The organism is Nevskia sp. (assembly GCF_021732705.1).
Taxonomy (GTDB): Bacteria; Pseudomonadota; Gammaproteobacteria; order Nevskiales; family Nevskiaceae; genus Nevskia.
Genome location: NZ_JAKFUM010000003.1, coordinates 215,115 through 233,274 on the forward strand (window position 1 = coordinate 215,115; position 18,160 = coordinate 233,274).

14 protein-coding genes, 1 other RNA gene and 1 pseudogene are annotated in these 18,160 nt (G+C 67.5%); 5 read left to right on the forward strand and 11 right to left on the reverse strand.

Going from position 1 to position 18,160, the window contains the following annotated elements; all coding sequences use genetic code 11:
* Positions 1–2 precede the first annotated feature (2 nt).
* From QZ951_RS03275 to sohB, 6 genes are all read right to left on the reverse strand, one after another.
* Positions 3–602: a 5-formyltetrahydrofolate cyclo-ligase gene (locus QZ951_RS03275; protein ID WP_292998513.1), complete on the reverse strand. Its 600-nt coding sequence runs from the start codon at positions 600–602 to the stop codon at positions 3–5.
* Positions 592–773: non-coding RNA, 6S RNA (ssrS, locus tag QZ951_RS03280), on the reverse strand. The genes QZ951_RS03275 and ssrS overlap by 11 nt, the downstream gene beginning before the upstream one ends.
* A 109-nt stretch (positions 774–882) precedes the next feature.
* Positions 883–1,218 (reverse strand): cell division protein ZapA, encoded by a 336-nt coding sequence (locus QZ951_RS03285; RefSeq protein WP_292998515.1) that lies wholly within the window; start codon positions 1,216–1,218, stop codon positions 883–885.
* Between the two features lie 7 nt (positions 1,219–1,225).
* Positions 1,226–1,420 carry a hypothetical protein gene (locus tag QZ951_RS03290; RefSeq protein ID WP_292998517.1) on the reverse strand — a complete coding sequence of 65 codons (195 nt, stop codon included), beginning with the start codon at positions 1,418–1,420 and terminating at the stop codon, positions 1,226–1,228.
* 95 nt (positions 1,421–1,515) lie between these two features.
* Positions 1,516–2,973, reverse strand: a complete 1,458-nt coding sequence (locus tag QZ951_RS03295; protein WP_292998519.1) for a DegQ family serine endoprotease — start codon at positions 2,971–2,973, stop codon at positions 1,516–1,518.
* 117 nt (positions 2,974–3,090) lie between these two features.
* Complete coding sequence (gene sohB, locus QZ951_RS03300) at positions 3,091–4,167, reverse strand: protease SohB (protein WP_292998521.1); 1,077 nt, start codon at positions 4,165–4,167, stop codon at positions 3,091–3,093.
* 271 nt (positions 4,168–4,438) lie between these two features.
* Between sohB and QZ951_RS03305 the strand changes: the two genes are divergently transcribed.
* Complete coding sequence (locus tag QZ951_RS03305) at positions 4,439–5,452, forward strand: thrombospondin type 3 repeat-containing protein (protein WP_292998523.1); 1,014 nt, start codon at positions 4,439–4,441, stop codon at positions 5,450–5,452.
* A 40-nt stretch (positions 5,453–5,492) separates the two neighbouring features.
* Here QZ951_RS03305 and hemH read toward each other — a convergent pair whose 3' ends face one another.
* From hemH to QZ951_RS03320, 3 genes are all read right to left on the reverse strand, one after another.
* Positions 5,493–6,599 (reverse strand): ferrochelatase, encoded by a 1,107-nt coding sequence (hemH, locus tag QZ951_RS03310; RefSeq protein ID WP_292998525.1) that lies wholly within the window; start codon positions 6,597–6,599, stop codon positions 5,493–5,495.
* A 126-nt stretch (positions 6,600–6,725) separates the two neighbouring features.
* On the reverse strand, positions 6,726–8,399 hold the full coding sequence (locus QZ951_RS03315; RefSeq protein ID WP_292998527.1) for a sodium:alanine symporter family protein: 1,674 nt from the start codon (positions 8,397–8,399) through the stop codon (positions 6,726–6,728).
* A gap of 24 nt (positions 8,400–8,423) precedes the next feature.
* Positions 8,424–9,839: an amino acid permease gene (locus QZ951_RS03320; protein ID WP_292998529.1), complete on the reverse strand. Its 1,416-nt coding sequence runs from the start codon at positions 9,837–9,839 to the stop codon at positions 8,424–8,426.
* A gap of 310 nt (positions 9,840–10,149) precedes the next feature.
* Here QZ951_RS03320 and QZ951_RS03325 point away from each other — a divergent pair, with 310 nt between their 5' ends.
* The 4 genes and pseudogenes from QZ951_RS03325 to QZ951_RS03340 all read left to right on the forward strand — a co-directional run bounded on the left by QZ951_RS03325 (position 10,150) and on the right by QZ951_RS03340 (position 15,463).
* Positions 10,150–11,859: a DUF1800 domain-containing protein gene (locus tag QZ951_RS03325; protein WP_292998531.1), complete on the forward strand. Its 1,710-nt coding sequence runs from the start codon at positions 10,150–10,152 to the stop codon at positions 11,857–11,859.
* Between the two features lies 1 nt (position 11,860).
* Positions 11,861–13,228 (forward strand): DUF1501 domain-containing protein, encoded by a 1,368-nt coding sequence (locus tag QZ951_RS03330; protein ID WP_292998533.1) that lies wholly within the window; start codon positions 11,861–11,863, stop codon positions 13,226–13,228.
* 468 nt (positions 13,229–13,696) lie between these two features.
* A pseudogene (locus QZ951_RS20365) lies at positions 13,697–13,990 on the forward strand (hypothetical protein).
* Between the two features lie 258 nt (positions 13,991–14,248).
* Positions 14,249–15,463: an FAD-dependent oxidoreductase gene (locus QZ951_RS03340; RefSeq protein WP_292998537.1), complete on the forward strand. Its 1,215-nt coding sequence runs from the start codon at positions 14,249–14,251 to the stop codon at positions 15,461–15,463.
* A gap of 36 nt (positions 15,464–15,499) precedes the next feature.
* Here QZ951_RS03340 and QZ951_RS03345 read toward each other — a convergent pair whose 3' ends face one another.
* Both QZ951_RS03345 and QZ951_RS03350 read right to left on the reverse strand, forming a co-directional pair.
* Positions 15,500–16,780: an acetyl-CoA C-acetyltransferase gene (locus tag QZ951_RS03345; protein WP_292998539.1), complete on the reverse strand. Its 1,281-nt coding sequence runs from the start codon at positions 16,778–16,780 to the stop codon at positions 15,500–15,502.
* A 94-nt stretch (positions 16,781–16,874) separates the two neighbouring features.
* Positions 16,875–18,128, reverse strand: coding sequence for a hypothetical protein (locus QZ951_RS03350; protein ID WP_292998541.1), 1,254 nt, complete (start codon positions 18,126–18,128; stop codon positions 16,875–16,877).
* Positions 18,129–18,160 lie beyond the last annotated feature (32 nt).

Below are 18,160 nucleotides of genomic sequence, written 5' to 3' on the forward strand. Positions count from 1 at the left end.
ATTCAGGACTTCGGGAAGCGGCGCAGGCCGTGCTCGGTGACGACGGCGTCGAGCCGGATGTCGAAGCGTTCCATCGGAAGCTCGTCGACCTGCTGCGCGGCGTAAGCGTAGCCGATGCGCTGTGGCCGATGGCCGATGCGCGGGCCGGCCAGAGCCCGGTCGTAATAGCCGCCGCCATTGCCGAGCCGGCCGCCGGCGGCATCGAAGCCGAGCAGCGGCACGAGGATCACGTCGAAGGCTTTCGCGCCGCGCAGATGCCGCCGCGTCACCGGTTCGGGCAGCCGCAGCGAACCACGGCAGCGCACCGGCGAGTGGGTTGTGATCGGCACGAAGCGCATGCGCCAGTCGCGCAAGGTCAGCGGGACGGCGACACGATGGCCGGCACGCGCGAGTGCCGAACGCAGCGGCTCCGTCGAGAGTTCGGAGTGCACCGACAGGTAGATCGCGATCCGGCAGCGCGGCGGCAGCGCTTGCAGCAGGTGCCGCGCGGCATGGCGCGCGGCACTGGCACGGTCTGCAGGGGCAATGCGGCTGCGACGTTGGCGCAGCTCGCGACGCAGCGCGGACTTGCGCGCTGCGGTATCAAGAAGGGTGTCTCCCACCTGTGCCGTCATCCGTTCTGACCTTGAGACGGAGGTCTCAAGTGGGGGCCGGACAATGTATTCGGGCTTCCCGCTGCAAGGCGGGCCTGCACTCCCTACGCTGTTGAGGCTCCCTTTGCATTGCAATTAGGCTCAAGGGTTTCAAACAGACGTCGAACACTGCAGGAGACACGTCCAAACATTAGCACGAAAGGCGCGTTTGCAAGGGCTTTCGTGATGATTTGTTCAACCTGCGGCGACGGCCGTTCGGCGGCTGGAGCCGGTGTTGCGCAACACGGATTCAGTCGGCCTGGTTCAGCGTCTGGTCGATGTCGGCCGACATCTGCGTGATCTTGTCGATGCTGTCCTGATCCGGCCGCACCAGCGCCGGGTTGCCTTTCAGGGTCAGCAGCTCGCGGGCGAGGTTCAAGGCGGTCATCACCGCGATGCGCTCGGCACCGAGCGCCTTGCCGCGACGGCGGATCGCCGTCATCCGCTCGTTCAGATAGTCGGCGGATGCGACCAGCCCCTCGTGTTCCTCGGCCGGGCAGGTCACGGTGTACTCACGCGCCATGATCCGCACGGTGACGGTCAACGGCTCCGGCTTCGTGTCCGTCTTGTCGGGGGCATTGCTCATGCGCGGCTCATCCGTTCGGGTCCGATTCGAGCTGGCGAATGCGCTCGACCACACCTTCGATCCGCCGCTTCAGTTCGGCGTTCAGCGCCAGCAGGCGATCACGCTCCTGCAGCGCCCGCTTCTTTTCCAGACGTTCCTGCCGGTAGGCCGCGATCAGGCGCTGCACTCTTTCTTCGAGCTGGACGACTTCGGTCTGGAGCATGGCGAGCGGAGGAACGTGGCGCAAAAAGTATAACGCGGGCGTCCCTTTCGGAACGCCCGCGTCATCGGCACGGGAAAACGGTGCCGCTGCCCGGTTTATTCGACCACGAGGTAGAACGCGCCGCTGCCGCGCAGCACCTGCAGCAACAGCTGACCATCCTTCTGCGAGGCCAGTCGCTCGAACTCGGCGACGGTCGGCGTCGGGAAGCGGTTGACGCTCAGGATCACGTCATTCGGACGCAGGCCATTCTTCGCCGCCACGGAACGCGGATCGACGTTCGACACCAGCACGCCCTTGACGCCAGCGGCACGCGCCGCTTCGGCAGCCGGGCCGGCCAGCGCGCCGAACGTTGCGCCCTTCAGCGCCGGATGCAGGTTGTCCGCCGCGGCCTTGGCTTCGTCGACGTTCTTGCCGACGACCACGGTGACCTCCTTCGGCTTGCCGTCGCGGAAGATCTTCAGGTTGACCTTGTCGCCGATCTTCAGCAGGCCGACGAGATAGCGCAGCTGCGCGAAGTCCTTGATCGGCTTGCCGTTGGCTTCGACCACGACGTCGCCATCCTGCAGGCCGGCCTTCGAGGCCGGGGAGTCCGGCACGATCTTGCCGATCAGCGCGCCCTTGCCATCCGGAATCTTGAACGCCTTGATCAGCTCCGGCGTCAGTTCCTGACCGCCCTGGATGCCGATGCGGCCACGAACCACCGCGCCGTTCTCGATCAGCTGCGCCATCACGCTCTTGACCAGATTGGTCGGAATCGCGAAGCCGATGCCGATGTTGCCGCCCGAGCGCGACAGGATCTGGCTGTTGATGCCGACCAGTTCGCCCTTCAGGTTGATCAGCGCGCCGCCGGAGTTGCCCGGGTTGATCGAGGCATCGGTCTGGATGAAGTCTTCATAGCCTTCGCCGAGGCCCTGGCGACCGAGGCCGGAGACGATGCCCGAGGTCACCGTCTGGCGCAGGCCGAACGGCGAGCCGATGGCAACGACGAAATCGCCGACTTCGAGCTTGTCGGAATCGGCGATGCTCAGCGCCGTCAGGTTCTTCGTCTCGATCTTCAGCACGGCGAGGTCGGTGGCCGGATCGGTGCCGACCAGCTTCGCCGGAATCTCGCGGTCATCGTTCAGGCGAACCATGATCTTTTCGGCATCGGCGACGACGTGATTGTTGGTGATCACGTAGCCCTTGGCGGCATCGACGATGACGCCGGAACCGATCGCCTGCGGCGCTTCGCGTGGCTGCTGCTGCTGCGGTCCCTGGCCGTCCGGCACGTCGAAGAAGCGACGGAAGAACGGGTCATTCAGCAGCGGGTTCTGCTGCTGTTCCGGCTGCGCCTTGCCGACGACGGCGATGTTGACGACGGCCGGCAGCACCGGCTTCAGCATCGGTGCCAGCGACGGCACCTGACCCTGCACGGCCTGCGCGAGCAGCGGCGCGGGAATGTCGGCCTGGGACGGCGCGGGGGCAATCGTCGTGAGGCTCAGCGTCGCCATCGTGGCGAGCAGACCGGCGGCAGTCGCGACGCCGGCCGTTTTCATGAACGAGCGTATGTTCATCTGGGTGGTGTCCTGGAGGGTGTGTTTGTTGTCGTTCGGTGTGAACGTGGCGGTACGACCATGCGCCGCGCCGCAAGTTTCACCGGTGCTTCACATCGGTACGCAATCTCGACAGCGTCAGCGAGACCCGCTCCAGCGCGATGCATCAAGCGCCGAAAGGGTTTGAACGCGCCCCGCCGGGCCCCACTTGCCGGACACGCCAAGGCGGGCGAGGCGGGTCAGCGTGCCGATCAGCTGCTCGCGCAGGCCGCGCTTGACGCGGTAGCGCACTTCGAACACTTCGCGCGTCTTGACCGCTTCCAGCAGCAGATCGTCACTGGTCTGGATGCGATCGATCAGGCCCAGTTCCAGCGCCTGCAGGCCGTACCAGTGCTCGCCGGTGGCGACTTTCTCGATCACCAGCGACTTCCGGTTGTCGGACACGAAGTTCTTGAACAGCTGGTGGATTTCTTCCAGCTCCTGCTTGAACTTGGCGCGCGCGGCGTCGGTGTTCTCGCCGAACATGGTCAGCGTGCGCTTGTATTCGCCGGCGGTGTGCAGTTCGACATCGATCGCGTTCTTGTCGAGCAGACGATGGAAGTTCGGCATCTGCGCGACGACGCCGATCGAGCCGACGACCGCGAACGGCGCGGCAACGATCTCGTCGGCGACGCAGGCCATCATGTAGCCGCCGCTGGCTGCGACCTTGTCGATGGCGATCTGCAGGCGGAAGCCGCGATCGCGGATGCGCTTGAGCTGCGACGCCGCCAGACCGTACGAATGGACGATGCCGCCGCCGCTTTCCAGCCGCACCAGCACCGCGTCATCGGGGCGGGCCACCTGCAGCAGCGCGCTGACTTCCTCGCGCAGTGCCGCGACCTGCGAGGCTTCGATGTCGCCATCGAAATCGAGCACGAACAGGCGTGGCTTGACCGGTTCCTCGCCCGCTTTCGCCGCCTTGCGCCTGGCCTTTTCCTCGGCCTTGCGCTTCTTCTCTTCGGCCTTGTGCTCGAACTCGTCCATCAGGTCGAGATTCAGAACGTCCGCCATGTTGCGATAGCGTTCGTTCAGATGCTTGACCTCCAGCCGCTCGCCGACCGGCCCTCGGCCTTCGCGCACGAGGTTGGCGATCAGCACGATCAACGCGCCGATGGCCAGCAGCCAGGTCAGCGTCTTGGCCAGATACAGGCCGTATTGCAGCAGCAGGTCTTGCATGGATGCGTCTTGTCGTTCGGGTGGCGGCCGGGAGGCCGGTGCTGCGGCAATCGGAGGATGAGCTTCGGCAGCGACGGCTGGCTCGCGGGCGCGATCGCCGCGCGAACCGCCGCCTGCGTGGCGCTGGATGCAAGGTCATGGGGACGGCGGCGCGGGATTCAATGCAGCGCCGGAACGGCGGCCACGCCGTTCCTGCCGCCAAGCGGGCGATTCGGTTACATTCGCGAAAAGCGTGGTACTTCGAACGCCACTTCCCTGCCGGATCGTCTGAATGAAGCAGCCTCTGGGGTCGTCCGGCGCCGTCTGGACCCGAAGCCGAGCCGCGGTCCTGGTCGGACTCATCGCCGGATCGATGGCCGCGGGTGCCAAGCCGGTTCTGGTGGTCGACGGCGATGCCGACGGTGTTTCCGACGAGCACGACGACTGCCCGTACAGCCTGCCCGGTGAGCCGGTCGACGGCCACGGCTGCGGCATTGCCGGCGATGCCGACGCCGATGGCGTTTCCGATGCTGCCGACCTCTGCCCGTACACCGACGAGCGCGCGGTGGTCGACAGCGACGGCTGCGCGCTGGACGATGATTTCGACGGCATCGCGAACGGGCTGGACCTGTGCCCGACGACGGCACTCGGCGAACGGGTTGATCGCCGCGGTTGCGAACCGGGGTCGACCGTGCCGGGCAAGCCTGCGAATCGTTCGACCGCTCAAGCTTCGCCGCGCACGGCCACGCCGCCGTCCAGTGCGCCCGTTGCCCGCCCGGTCACGCCTGCGCCGAAGCCGGCTCCGGCGCAGCTTCAGGCTCCGGCAGCTGCGCCGACGGTGGCCAGAGTGCCTTCCGCGCCGCCAGCGCCCGCACCGTCGTCAGCGCCGGCACCAGCATCGTCGTCAGCACCCGCATCGTCGTCAGCACCCGCAATCGAGGCATCGACCCCCGCGCCGCAGCCGCATGTGCCGGGCGCGGTCGAGGTTGCCGAGTCACTGGCGGAGATCGGATTCGACGCGCACTCCGCCACGCTGACCGCCGCCGCGCGTGGCCGGGTACTGGCGCTGGCGGCCGAGGTGCAGCCGCGGCTGGCGAGCATGCCGGGCACGATGCTGCGGCTGGCCGGGCACTACCACATCGAGGAGAAGTCGATCCTCGAAGGGCTGCGCAGTGCCGCGATTCGCGATGCACTGGTCGCCGCCGGCATCCCGGCGTCGCGCATCCGCATCGATGCCGTCAGCGATGCCCGCCGTCGCGATGGCAGCGGCCGCCGGGTCAGCGTGCAGTTCCTGATGACGCGCTGACAGGGTCGCCGCGGCGCCCCAGCAGCGCCGGCGACGGATCTCAGCCGGCGGCGCGGCCGTAGAACGCGTTTTCGAGCGCAGCCGCGCGGGCGACGCGGATGTTTCCTTCCTCGGCTGCCGGCACCGGCATCAGCCAGCCGGCGAGATGGGCGTCGAGCATCGTGCCGATCGCGTCGATGTGCTCGTCGTGATCGTTCAGCGCCTCGATGTAGCGGAACGTCTGGCCGCCGGCCTGATGGAATTCCTCGCCGTAGCCGATCGAGATTTCCTCCAGTGTTTCCAGGCAGTCGGCCGAGAAGCCGGGGCAGATCACGTCGAGCGACTTGACGCCGCGACCGGCCAGCGCACGGATCGTCTGATCGGTGTACGGCTGCACCCACGGCGCCTTGCCGAAGCGGCTCTGGAAGCTGATCGAATAGGCATCCTTCGGCAGTTCCAGCGCTTCCGCGAGCAGGCGGCCGGTCTTCTGGCACTGGCAGTAATACGGGTCGCCATTGGTCACGTAATGCTGCGGCACACCGTGAAACGACATCAGCAGGTGTTCGCTGCGGCCGTGCGTGGCCCAGTTGCGGCGCACGCTGCTGGCGAGTGCGGCGATGTAGGCCGGGTGATCGTGGTACGCGCTGATCGTGCGCAGTTCCGGCATCCAGCGGCGCTTGCGCGTTTCCTCGAACACCGCATCGAAGCAGGCGGCCGTGGTCGAGCCGGAATAGTGCGGATACAGCGGCATCAGCACGATGCGGCGCACGCCCTGCGCTTCGAGATCGCTGATCGCATTCTCGACGCTCGGATTGCCGTAGGTCATCGCCAGTGCCACCGGCACGTCCTGACCGTAGCGCTTCGCCAGTTCCAGCCTCAGCTTCGCCGCCTGCCGCTTCGAATGCACCAGCAGCGGCGAGCCCTCTTCCATCCACACCGAGCCGTAGGCATGGACCAGCCGCTTCGGACGGAACGGGATGATGAACAGGTACAGGATCGGCAGCCACAGCAGGCGCGGCAGTTCGACCACACGCGGGTCGCCGAGGAACTGCGCGAGATAGCGACGGATCGCCGGCCCGGTCGGCGCGTCCGGCGAGCCGAGATTCATCAGCAGCACGCCGGTCTTGCCAGCCGCGCGATGCGCGGTATCGATGTGGGTCTTGCTCATGCAGTCCAGGCGGGGTCGGGCAGCGCGCCGGTCGGCACGTGAAGACGCACAGTGTAGTCGCTGCCCGCGCCGTTCAAGTGCCGGCGCCGGGGCACACGCGGCCCGCAGCGCCGGTGTCGCCGCCGGTCAGCGCCGGATCGAGCCGTCCGCCAGCCGACGGAAATAGCTGTGGTAGGCCGCCATCGCCCGACTGCCGAGGATCAGCAGCAGCGGCAGATTGATCAGGTACATGAAGCCCAGGCCGACGGTCGAGATCGCGTCGAGCTGGCCGGAGGTCTTGATGAAGCCGAACGTCGCCACCGCGGCCGCCACGCACCACAGCACGCGGTACGGCTGCACCGACGCCTGGCCGAACAGGTAGATCACGCCCTGCTCGCCGTAGTAGCCGTACGAAATGATGCAGGACAGGCCGAACACCCAGACCGCGATCGTGATCAGCCAGCGGCCGAGGCCCGGATGCACGCTGTCGAAACCCTTGGCCACCAGCGTGGAGCCGCGATAGTCGGCGTAGACGCCGCCGTCGAGCACGGTCGGGGCGACGGCTGCCGCCACCGGGGTCCAGTCGATGGCCTTGGCATCGTCGCCGAGCACGCCGTACAGGCGCTGACGGGCGCCGCCTGCTTCGACCATCACGAACACCGGCGCTCCGGATTTCCAGGCTTCCTGCGTCGGGCCGGACTGATCCGGAATCGTCGCCAGATCCGGCGCCCAGCTGCCCTGCGCGGTCTGCACCATCGCCGGCGGGGTCGACCAGACGGCGGCGGGCGCACGGTTCCAGATGCCGGTCGACAGCACGACGAGGCCGGTCACGGTGCAGACGAAGATGGTGTCGATGAACGGCTCGAGCCCGGCCACCACGCCTTCGGTCACCGGCTCCGGCGTCTTGACCGCGGCATGGGCGATCGGCGCGGTGCCCAGGCCGGCTTCGGACGAGAACAGTGCGCGCTTCATGCCCCACATGAACGCGGTGCCGAGCGTGCCGCCGGCAAACGCGCCGACGCCGTCGGTATGCGAGAACGCGCCTTCGAAGATCAGGCCGAACAGCGTCGGCAGCTGCTCGTAGTTGTGCAGGATCACGTACAGACCCGCGATCACGTAGACGCCGCACTTGAACGGCACCAAGGTCTTGGTGACGTTGCCGATGCGCTGGATGCCGCCGAGGATGACGATGCCGGCCAGCGTCGCGAGGATCACGCCGGTGATCCAGGTCGGCACGCCGAAGTACTCGCGGGTGGTGTCGGCCACGCTCCAGGTCTGGAACATGTTGCCGCCGGTGAAGGCGAACAGCAGCAGCGACACGCAGAACGCGCCGCCGATGAAGCGCCCGAACGGCTTCAGGCCCGGCCGGCCCATCTTGTCGAACAGCTCGCCGAGGCCGTTGCGGGCGACGTACATCGCGCCGCCGTGCGGATTGCCCGGCTCGGAGGTATCGCGATACAGCAGCGACAGCGTCACTTCGCTGGTCTTCAGCGCCATGCCGACGAGACCGACGACCCACATCCAGAACATCGCGCCCGGGCCGCCGAAATCGACCGCGATCGCCATGCCGGCGATGGCGCCCAGGCCGACCGTGCCCGACATCGCCGCCGTCAGCGCCTGAAAGTGCGTCAGCGCGCCTTCGCCGTGCGAGGTGTCGATGCCCTCGCCGGCGACCAGCGCGATGCCGTGCGTCAGCGACTGGTACTGGCAGAACTTGGTCCAGACCGAGAACAGCAGGCCGATCAGCAGCAGCGCCATCAGCATCGGCGCCGACAGCAGGGTGTTGTTGATGGCGTCGACGACCGCCCAGAACGCTTCCATGTCAGGGTTCCCCGCGAACGGTGATCAGCGGGCGAGCTTGCTGTGGCTTCTGGAGTAGCCGAAGTAGATCAGCTGGCCGATCACCAGCCAGATCGCGAACGCGGTCCAGGTCGTCTGGCCGAGGCGGGTCATCAGGTAGCCGCAGGACAGCACGCCGAGCACCGGCAGCAGCGGGCCGAACGGGGCTTTGAACGGACGCTTCAGGTCCGGCCGGGTGCGGCGCAGCACCAGCACGCCGATGCAGGCGATGACGAACGCGCCGAGCGTGCCGATGTTGGCGGTATCGGCCAGTTCGCCGAGCGGCACGAAGCCGCCGAGGATGATCATGATGATGCCGGCCGAGATGATCGAGCCGACCGGGGTCTTGGTTTCCGGATGCAGCGTCGCGAAGAACGGCGGCAGCAGGCCGTCGCGCGAGATCGCGAACAGCACGCGGGTCAGGCCGTAGAACATCACCAGCATCACGGTGGTCAGGCCGGCGATGGCACCGATCGAGATCAGGCCGGCGGCGGTCTTCTGGCCGATCTGCAGCAGCGAGTAGGCGACCGGCGAGCCGACGTTCAGATCGGTGTACGGCACGATGCCGGTCAGCAGGCCGGACACCACGATGTAGAGAATGGTGCAGGCGCCGAGCGAGCCGAGGATGCCGATCGGCAGGTCGCGCGACGGCTTCTTGGTTTCTTCGGCTGCGGTCGACACGGCATCGAAGCCCAGGTACGCGAAGAAGATCTTCGAGGCGCCGTCGAACACGCCGCCCCAGCCGAAGTGCTTGGTGCCGTCGGCGTCGACCACTTCCGCCGGAATGAAGGGGTGCCAGAGCGTCGGATCGACGTGGAACACGGCCACGCCGATGAACAGGAAGATGGTGGCGAGCTTCACCGCGACGATGATCGCGTTCAGCACCGCGCCGACCTTCGCACCCTTCGCCAGCACGAAGCCGAGCGTGGCGATGATCAGCACCGCCGGCAGATTCACGAACGAGCCGGCGTGCTGCTTGTCGAGAAAACTGTGCGTCAGCGCCGCAGGCAGATGGAAGTCGATCGACTGCAGGCCGGTGTTCAGGTACTCCGACCAGCCGGCCGACACCGCCGGCACCGCCACCGCATATTCGAGCACCAGCATCCAGCCGATGATCCACGCCGGCCATTCGCCCAGGCCCGCGTAGCCGTAGCCATAGGCGCTGCCCGCACCACCGATCGACGACGACAGCTCCGCGTACGACAGCGCGGCGAACGTGCAGGCGAGGCCGGCGACGACGAACGACAGCACCACGGCCGGGCCGGCGTTGACCGCGGCGGCCTTGCCGGTCAGCACGAAGATGCCGGTGCCGATGATCGCGCCGATGCCGAGCATGACCAGATCGAACGCGTTCAGGCTGCGCTTCAGACCGGTGTTTTTTTCCAGATCGGTCTCGATCGCTTTGGTACGGAACAGGCTCATCAGGTCAGGCTCCCCTTGGATTTCTGGATCAGCGGCGTGGTGCCGCTGTCATATGCGGGAAGTATGCCGACCGAGGGAGGTTTCGGTAAGCCTTGCCGGAGATGGCGGCAAAACGGCTTTTTCCGGTGTCATCGACGGTGCGTGGTGATCTCGCGAACGGTCTCAGCAGGGGCCTGATCGGAATCAATCGCGATGGACATCGCGAGCGCCCGGTGGCCGAACATCCTGCCGTCGCTACCGACCGGCCGTTGAACCCCGGAAAGCGACGGCGATGGCCGACATTGGTGCGGGTGCCATCCGGGGTTGAGCCATGTCGCTGAAATCGATCGCCGCAGGATGGGGACTTGCAGCGTGCATGCTCGCCGGATGTGGCGGCGGCACGGGTGCCGAACCGGCTGCAGGCACGGCACCGGCAGCGCCAGCTCCGGCACCATCGCCAGCGCCAACACCGACACCGCCCCCGCCGACCGCCCAGACCACGCCGGCGGACGCCGCTCGCCTGCTCGAACAGGCCACGTTCGGCCCGACCGACGCCGCCATCACCCAGGTGCAGGCCGGCAGCATCGCCGGCTGGATCGATCAGCAGCTGGCCACGCCGGCCACCGGCTATGCCGGCTATCCGGTGATCGATGCGAGCGTCAGCGTCGGCTGCCCGACCGGATCGCCCGCGACCTGCAACCGCGACCACTACTCGCTGTTCCTGCTGCAGAACCAGTTCTTCCGCAACGCGCTGACCGGGCCGGATCAACTGCGCCAGCGGGTCGCGTTCGCGCTGTCGCAGATCTTCGTCGTGTCCGGCGTCGATGTCGGCACCGCTTATGCGATGGCGGCGTACCAGCAGATCCTGCTCGACGGCGCGTTCGGCAGCTATCGGCAACTGCTCGGTCGGGTGACTCTGAGCCCGGCGATGGGTCGCTATCTCGACATGGTCAACAACGACCGGCCCAATCCCTCCCGCGGCATCGAGCCGAACGAGAACTACGCCCGCGAAGTGCTGCAGCTGTTCTCGCTGGGCACGGTCGAACTGAACGCCGACGGCACGCCGCGCCTCGACGGTCAGGGCCGCAGCATCCCGGCCTACGATCAGGACACGGTGGAAGGCTTTGCGCATGCCTTCACCGGCTGGACCTATCCGACCCTTCCTGGTGCCACTGCGCGCTGGACCAACCCGGTCCATTACGCCGGCGACATGGAGCCGATCGCCGCGCATCACGATCCCGAGGCCAAGCGCCTGCTCGGCGGTGTCAGCCTGCCGGCCGGGCAGACGCCGGAGAAGGATCTGGGGGATGCGCTCGACAACATTGCCGCGCACCCGAACGTCGGCCCGTTCATCGGCAAGCAGTTGATCCAGCATCTGGTGACCAGCAATCCGACGCCGGCCTATGTCGCCCGCATCAGCGCGGTGTTCGCCAACGATGGCGCCGGGCGGCGCGGCAATCTCGGTGCGGTGGTGCGCGCCATCCTGCTCGATCCGGAAGCGCGCGGTGACGCCAAGACGGCGGCCAGCTACGGCAAGCTGCGCGAGCCGGCCCTGCTGATCACCGGCGCCTTGCGCGGCATCGGCGGCAGCAGCGACGGCGTCTACCTGCGCGACCGCAGCAATGCCATGGCGCAGAACATCTATCAGGCGCCGTCCGTGTTCAATTTCTATCCGCCGGACTACCCGGTTCAGGGCACGACGCTGGTTGGCCCGGGTTTCGGCGTGTTCAGTGCCAGCACCGCGTTCACGCGCAGCAACTTCCTGAACAGCCTGCTCGCCGGGCCGCAGCGCCCGGACACCACGGTGCCGAACGCCATCGGCAGCCAGCTCGATCTGAGCGCGTGGCAGGCGCTGGCAACCGACAGCAACGCCTTGCTCGATCGCATCGACCGCGTGCTGTTCCACGGCGCGATGTCGGCGACCACGCGCAACACCATCCTCGCCGCCGTCGACACGATACCCGCCAGCGATCCCGCCACCCGCAGCCGCGCTGCGCTCTATCTCGCGTTGTCGTCGATGCAGTACCAGGTGGAGCAATGACATGAACACGGCATTCGATCCTTCCCGCCGGCGATTTGTCGGTGGCCTCGGGTCCGGCTTGCTCGCGGGCGCGTTGCCGAGTTTCCCGGCGCTGGCCCAGACCAGCGGCGATTACAAGGCGCTGGTCTGCGTGTTCCTGTTCGGCGGCAACGACGGCAACAACATGATCGTGCCGACGGACACGGCCGGCTTCGCGCGCTACGCCGGCATCCGTGGCGACAACACCGCCGGCAGTGGCGCCATCGGCCTGCCGCAGTCGCAGTTGCTGGCCTTGCCGCCGGCATCCGGCACCGCCCAGTTCGGCGCCCACCCGGAATTCACCGAACTGCAGCAGGTCTGGAACGCGGGCGATCTCGCCGTGCTGTTCAACGTCGGGCCGCTGGCGCAGCCGTTGACGAAGGCGGAGTACGCAACCGCCAGGCTTCGCCCGGACAACCTGTTCTCGCATGCCGACCAGCAGGCGCAGTGGCAGTCGGCCGTCAGCCAGGGTCTGTCGCGCAGCGGCTGGGGCGGACGGATGGCGGACGTCGTGCGCAACCGCAACCCCGGCGCGTCGGTGCCGCCGCTGATCTCGCTCGTGGGGCGCGATCTTTTCACCGTCGGCAACAACACGGCGGCCTTGTCGGTGCCGCAGAACGGCAACTTCGGGCTGAGCAGTTTCGGCGGCAGCGCCAACGCCGCGGTCGCCAACGCCCTGCAGCAACTGCTGGCGGCGGATCGCGGCAACAGTCTGGTGGCATCGGCACAGGACACCGTGACCGCCGCCATTGCCAGCAGCGCCGTGCTGAACCCGGTGCTGGGCGGGAATTCGTCGGCGATCAACAGCCTGTTCGCCGGTCAGAGCAACTCGGTTTCGCGTCAACTGCTGCAGGTGGCGCGCATGATCGAGGCACGCAGCACGCTCGCCGTCACCCGCCAGATTTTCTACGTGACGCTCGGCGGCTTCGACACGCACAACGGTCAGATTGCGACCCAGGCCAACCTGTTCGGTCAGCTGAGCCCGGCCCTGAAGTCATTTCAGGATGCGATGGCGCAACTCGGCGTCGCCGATCAGGTGACGACCTTCACCTTGTCCGATTTCGGCCGCACCCTGAAACCGGCGTCCGGCGGCGGCAGCGATCATGCCTGGGGCAACCACCAACTGATCATGGGCGGCGCGGTACGCGGCCGCACGTTCTACGGTCAGTTCCCGGAGCACAGCCTCGGCGGGCCGAACGACATCAGCAGCGAAGGCCGCTGGCTGCCGACGACCTCGGTCGACCAGTACGGCGCCACGCTGGCGCGCTGGTTTGGCGTCGCCGATGCCGATCTCGCCACGGTGTTTCCGAATCTCCGGAACTTCGGCACTTCGAATCTCGGGTTCCTGTAGTGCGGGCTGTGCACGACCACGGCCGTCTGCCCCCGATGGATCGCCGAGTCATCCCGCGCGGCTGACGCAGGCTGTGTCGGCCGAGATCCGGTCATCGGCATTCAGGCAATGACAGCAGGCCCGAAGCGAGCGCTCGAACGTCAGGCTGGTGTGCGTGCGTTGTGGAACGGAACGCGCGTTTTGGCGCGGCTACGGTCCGGTGGCGTTGTTTGCCGCTGTGCAACGTCCACCCAGACCCGAACTCGCAAGCGAATGAATCATCCGACTGAGCTTTTGCAGGCTGCGCCGCTGCGTTTCCCGGATGCTGCTGCGCTCCGAATGCCGGCCATCGGCCGATCGCGCGCGCCGCAAGTCTCGTCCGTGCGCCACGGGCTTGTCGCCACGGCCTGCGGCATGGGGCTGTCCGTCGATACTCCGATCCCGATCACCATGCTGATCGCGCCGTTCGGGCCTTGATGCGATTGCCGCGTGAACGCAGCCGATCTGCTGCAGTGGCCGGCGATGGCCGTGACCATCGCGGCGGCCTGGCTCGTCGCATCCAGCGGCAAGCGACAGCGCAACGCCGGCTTCTGAGTTTTCCTGCTGAGCAATGTGCTGTGGGTGATCTGGGGTCTGCACGCTCACGCCCCCGCGCTGATCGTCATGCAGGTGCTGCTTGCTGCGATGAACACGCGTGGCGCGATCAAGACCCGGCGCGATGAATCCGCACGCGGCGAGGCAGGCACGAACGGCAAGACCGTCACGGACACCGCTGAACCTTAGCGTCGACGGCCCGTGAACAGCTCGCGCGACGGCGAAGCCAGGCCGTTCCGAATCCCCGTGCCTCCAAACGCGCGGCCGAGAAGCCTCTGGCGGCACCTGATTCAATCAACCCCGGAGTTCAGCCATGCAAGTCGCAACGCGAAAGTCCGCAAGGCCCGCTGCCATCGCCATGCGGTCGGCTGAACGGGAGCGCGACGCGATGCCTTGCTCGATCGTCTCGGCGACGGCAGCAGGTGTTGCACGCCGGAAGTCCACGCCATGGATCTGAAAAGCGGTGTGCCGTTCTGGCAGATCAAGAACGGCTTGCTGCACGCGTTTCCGCGCCTGGTCGAGCCGGTTCGCTGCGATGTCCTCGTGGTGGGTGCCGGCATCACTGGCGCGCTGATCGGCGATCACCTCGCGCGGGCCGGGATGACGGTGTGCGTGATCGATCAGCGCGAAGCGGGCTGGGGCAGTACCTCGGCAAGCACGGCCCTGCTGCAGTACGAGATCGACACCGAGATGCAGGCGCTGGCCAAGCGCTACGGCGAGGCGGATGCGGTGCTGGCCTACAAGGCGTGCGAGCAGGCCATCGGCAGCCTGCGGAAGATCGCGAAGTCACTGCGCGGCGTCGACTTCCAGTCGATGCAGAGTCTCTATTACGCAAGCCGCTGGTTCCACAAGACGCGTGTCGAGCGGGAGGGCGCCCTGCGGCTGGCGAATGGCTTCAGGCTCGAAGTGCTCGACCGCGCCGCGATGACCGCCCGCTTCGGCATCGATGCGCCGAGCGCCTTGCTGACGCCGGTGGCCGCGGAAACCGATCCGTATCAGCTCGCGCATCGCCTGCTCGGCCGGATCGAGACGCACGGTGGCCACGTGCACGCGCGAACCGCGCTGAAGACCTTCACGACCGCGCGCGCGGAAGTTCGCGCCGAAACCGAGGACGGCATCACGATCCGCTGCAAGCAGCTGATCCTCGCTGCCGGCTATGAAAGCCAGACCTGGCTACGACAGCGCGTTGCCGCGAATCGCAGCAGCTATGCCTTCGTCAGCGAGCCGATGCCGGGCCAGCTCGGCATGCTCAAGAACACGCTGGTCTGGGAATCCGCGCGGCCCTATCTGTACCTGCGGCGCACCGCCGACGAACGCCTGCTCGTCGGTGGCGAGGACGACCACTACGACATTCCGTTGCGGCGCGATGCCCGCGTCGCCGCCAAGGCCGACACGCTGCGCACTCGCGTGTCGCGCCTGTTTCCGCAGTTGCCGCTGCGGATCGCGTTCGCGTGGGCCGGCACCTTCGCCGAGACCGAGGACGGACTGCCGTGCTTCGGTCCGCACGAGCAGCACGGGCCGCGCGTCCACTTCGCCATGGCGTATGGCGGCAACGGCATCACCTACAGCCTGATCGGTGCCGAACTGCTGCGCGATGCCTTGCTGGGCAAGACGCATCCCTGCGCCGAGCTGTTCAGTTTCGCGCGCCTGACGCGGCGCTGAGCGACGGCACGGTGCGGGTCACCGTGCCGGTCCCGCTCAGCCTTCCAGAATCGCCGTCACGCCCATGCCGCCGGCGGTGCAAATCGAGATCAGGCCGCGACCGCCGCCGTTCTCGCTGATGATCTTGGCGAGCGTGGCGACGATGCGCGCGCCGGTCGCGGCGAACGGATGACCGAGGCCCAGCGAGCTGCCGCGGATGTTCATGCGCGAACGGTCGATGCTGCCGAGCGGCTTGTCCAGACCCAGACGCTCCTTGCAGAACTTCGGGTCTTCCCAGGCCTTCAAGGTGCACAGCACCTGGGCGGCGAAGGCTTCGTGGATTTCATAGAAGTCGAAGTCCTGAAGCTTCAGGCCCATGCGCGCCAGCATTCGCGGCACGGCGAACGCCGGGGCGATCAGCAGGCCATCCTTGCGGCCGGCCGCGAAATCCACCGCGGCGGTCTCAAAGGCCGTCAAGTACGCCAGCGGCTTGTGACCGTGGGCTTTGGCCCAGTCGTCCGAGGCCAGCAGCACGGCGGCGGCGCCATCGGTCAGCGGCGTCGAGTTGCCGGCCGTCAGCGTGCCGTTGGCCTTGTCGAACGCCGGCTTCAGCGTCGCCAGCTTGGCCAGCGTGGTGTCGCCGCGCAGGTTGTTGTCGCGCGACAACCCGGCATACGGCACGACCAGATCGCCGAAGAAGCCAGAGTCGTACGCCAAGGCCGCCTTCTGGTGCGATTCCAGCGCCAGCTGATCCTGATCGGCGCGCGGAATGCCCCACTGCTTGGCCATCAGCTCGCAGTGCGCGCCCATGCTCAGGCGGGTGCGCGGCTCGTTGTTGCCGGGGATCAGCGGCACCAGATCCTTCGGCCGGAACTTCGAGAACGCGGCCAGTCGCTGACCGGCGGTCTTGGCGCGATTGGCTTCGAGCAGGATCTTGCGCAGGCCTTCGCCGACGCCGATCGGCGCGTCCGACGCGGTATCGACACCGGCGCCGATGCCCGATTCGATCTGGCCGAGGGCGATCTTCGAGCCGACCGTCATCACCGTTTCCAGCGACGTGCCGCAGGCCTGCTGCAGGTCATAGGCCGGGGTTTCCGGCGACAGGCCGGACGACAGCACGCATTCGCGGGTCAGGTTGAAGTCGCGCGAGTGCTTGAGCACGGCACCGGCCGCGACTTCGCCGAGGCGCTCGCCGTGCAGCTGGTACTTGTCGACCACCGCCTTCAGGGTGGCGGTCAGCATGTCCGAGTTGCTGCGCGTGGCGTAGGCGCCGTTCGAGCGGGCGAACGGAATGCGGGCGCCGCCAAGAATGGCGACCTTGCGGCCGTAGGGTTTCATTGACGAATTCTCCAAGCGAGGCGGTGCTGCAGGGCAGCAGGCAGGATAGTCAGCATATTGCGGTGCACCATTCTAGCGCGACCCTCCGCTTTGTTTACAACTGTTTACTGACTCCCGGACGGCCAGTCGCAGCCCGGCAGTCGAGCGCGAACGCGATCGCGATCGGCAGGAATTGCGCGACGACCGCCCAGACCGGCAGCACGTAGCGAATCGGATCGTGGGCGTAGGCGAACGTCAGCGTGGCAGCGGCGGTCCAGGCCGTGCGGCTGGGACGAAGTGCCGCAAACGGCAGGCTCCACAGCAGGTACCAGGGATTGATGGTCGGCGCACAAACGAGAAGCGCGGCGAAGATCAGGTCGAGGCGCGGCCCGTCTTCGCGCGCCCAGCGCTGCTGGCGGACGAGCAGCAGCAGGGCGATGAGCCCGAAGCTCAGCGCCATCGCCTTGCGGGCATCGGCGTCGCCGAGCGCGGCGGACGCCAGCCCGAACAGCGCCGGATTGTAGACCCAGAGCTGGGCGAACACGCGGAGGCCGGCGAAGTCGGTCGCACCATCCAGAAACGGCAGGTAGGCGACGAGCGTGGCCAGCGGTGCCGCCAGCCAGGCCAGCGGCGGGAGCCCCCAGAGCAGGAGCGGCAATGCGACGACGGCGTTGATCTTCGCCGCCACCGCAAGTCCAGCGGCGACGCCGCAGCCGACCGCGGCGTGGCGGTTCGGCCTGCCGCGTGCCCAGAGTGCCGCGACCAGCAGCATCGCCATCACCCCGTCCGGATGCGCCGTGTAGGCGATTTCCTTGACCACCAGCGGACACAGGCCGTACAGCCAGGCGCCGCGCCGGGCACCGAGTTGCCAGAGCAGGACGAGCATGCCGAGGTCGATCAGCGACAGCAGCGACTTCAGCGGCCAGAGCTGGCCCGGCGCGATCAGATGACTGATGCCGAACAGCGCCTGCAGCACCGGGCCGTAGATGGTCGGCACGTCCGGATTGTTGACGCCGCTCAGCAGGTCCTCGGCGTACTGCGGCAGCGAGGTGTCGCCGAAGCTGGCCGCCGGCGGCACCCCGTACGGCGTGCCGTGTTCGATCAGCCGGAAACCGTCCCACAGATAACGGTAGTGATCGTCCTCGAGAATCGGCGCGCCGACGATGCCGAGCAGGCGAAGCGTGGCAGCCGCGGCCAGCAGCAGCGGCAGGTCCGACCGTGACCACGCCGCGTCGCGCGTGGCGGCGATCAGCACGGCCATGCCGGGTACGGCGACCAGCCACAAATGCATCGGGCTGACGCCATCGCCGAGGCTCGCCCAGGTCCAGCTGAGGCAGCCGCCGAACAGGGCGGCGACCGCAAGCGCCATCGGCCGGTTCAGTGCCGCGGCCGAGCCGACCA

Excerpts from the sequence above, each read along its gene's own strand:
- QZ951_RS03285 (WP_292998515.1), bottom strand. The coding sequence starts at position 1,218 with ATGAGCAATGCCCCCGACAAGACGGACACGAAGCCGGAGCCGTTGACC.
- QZ951_RS03290 (WP_292998517.1), bottom strand. The coding sequence starts at position 1,420 with ATGCTCCAGACCGAAGTCGTCCAGCTCGAAGAAAGAGTGCAGCGCCTG.
- QZ951_RS03295 (WP_292998519.1), bottom strand. The coding sequence starts at position 2,973 with ATGAACATACGCTCGTTCATGAAAACGGCCGGCGTCGCGACTGCCGCC.
- sohB (WP_292998521.1), bottom strand. The coding sequence starts at position 4,167 with ATGCAAGACCTGCTGCTGCAATACGGCCTGTATCTGGCCAAGACGCTG.
- QZ951_RS03305 (WP_292998523.1), top strand. The coding sequence starts at position 4,439 with ATGAAGCAGCCTCTGGGGTCGTCCGGCGCCGTCTGGACCCGAAGCCGA.
- hemH (WP_292998525.1), bottom strand. The coding sequence starts at position 6,599 with ATGAGCAAGACCCACATCGATACCGCGCATCGCGCGGCTGGCAAGACC.
- QZ951_RS03315 (WP_292998527.1), bottom strand. The coding sequence starts at position 8,399 with ATGGAAGCGTTCTGGGCGGTCGTCGACGCCATCAACAACACCCTGCTG.
- QZ951_RS03320 (WP_292998529.1), bottom strand. The coding sequence starts at position 9,839 with ATGAGCCTGTTCCGTACCAAAGCGATCGAGACCGATCTGGAAAAAAAC.
- QZ951_RS03325 (WP_292998531.1), top strand. The coding sequence starts at position 10,150 with ATGTCGCTGAAATCGATCGCCGCAGGATGGGGACTTGCAGCGTGCATG.
- QZ951_RS03330 (WP_292998533.1), top strand. The coding sequence starts at position 11,861 with ATGAACACGGCATTCGATCCTTCCCGCCGGCGATTTGTCGGTGGCCTC.
- QZ951_RS03340 (WP_292998537.1), top strand. The coding sequence starts at position 14,249 with ATGGATCTGAAAAGCGGTGTGCCGTTCTGGCAGATCAAGAACGGCTTG.
- QZ951_RS03345 (WP_292998539.1), bottom strand. The coding sequence starts at position 16,780 with ATGAAACCCTACGGCCGCAAGGTCGCCATTCTTGGCGGCGCCCGCATT.
- QZ951_RS03350 (WP_292998541.1), bottom strand. The coding sequence starts at position 18,128 with ATGGCGCTTGCGGTCGCCGCCCTGTTCGGCGGCTGCCTCAGCTGGACC.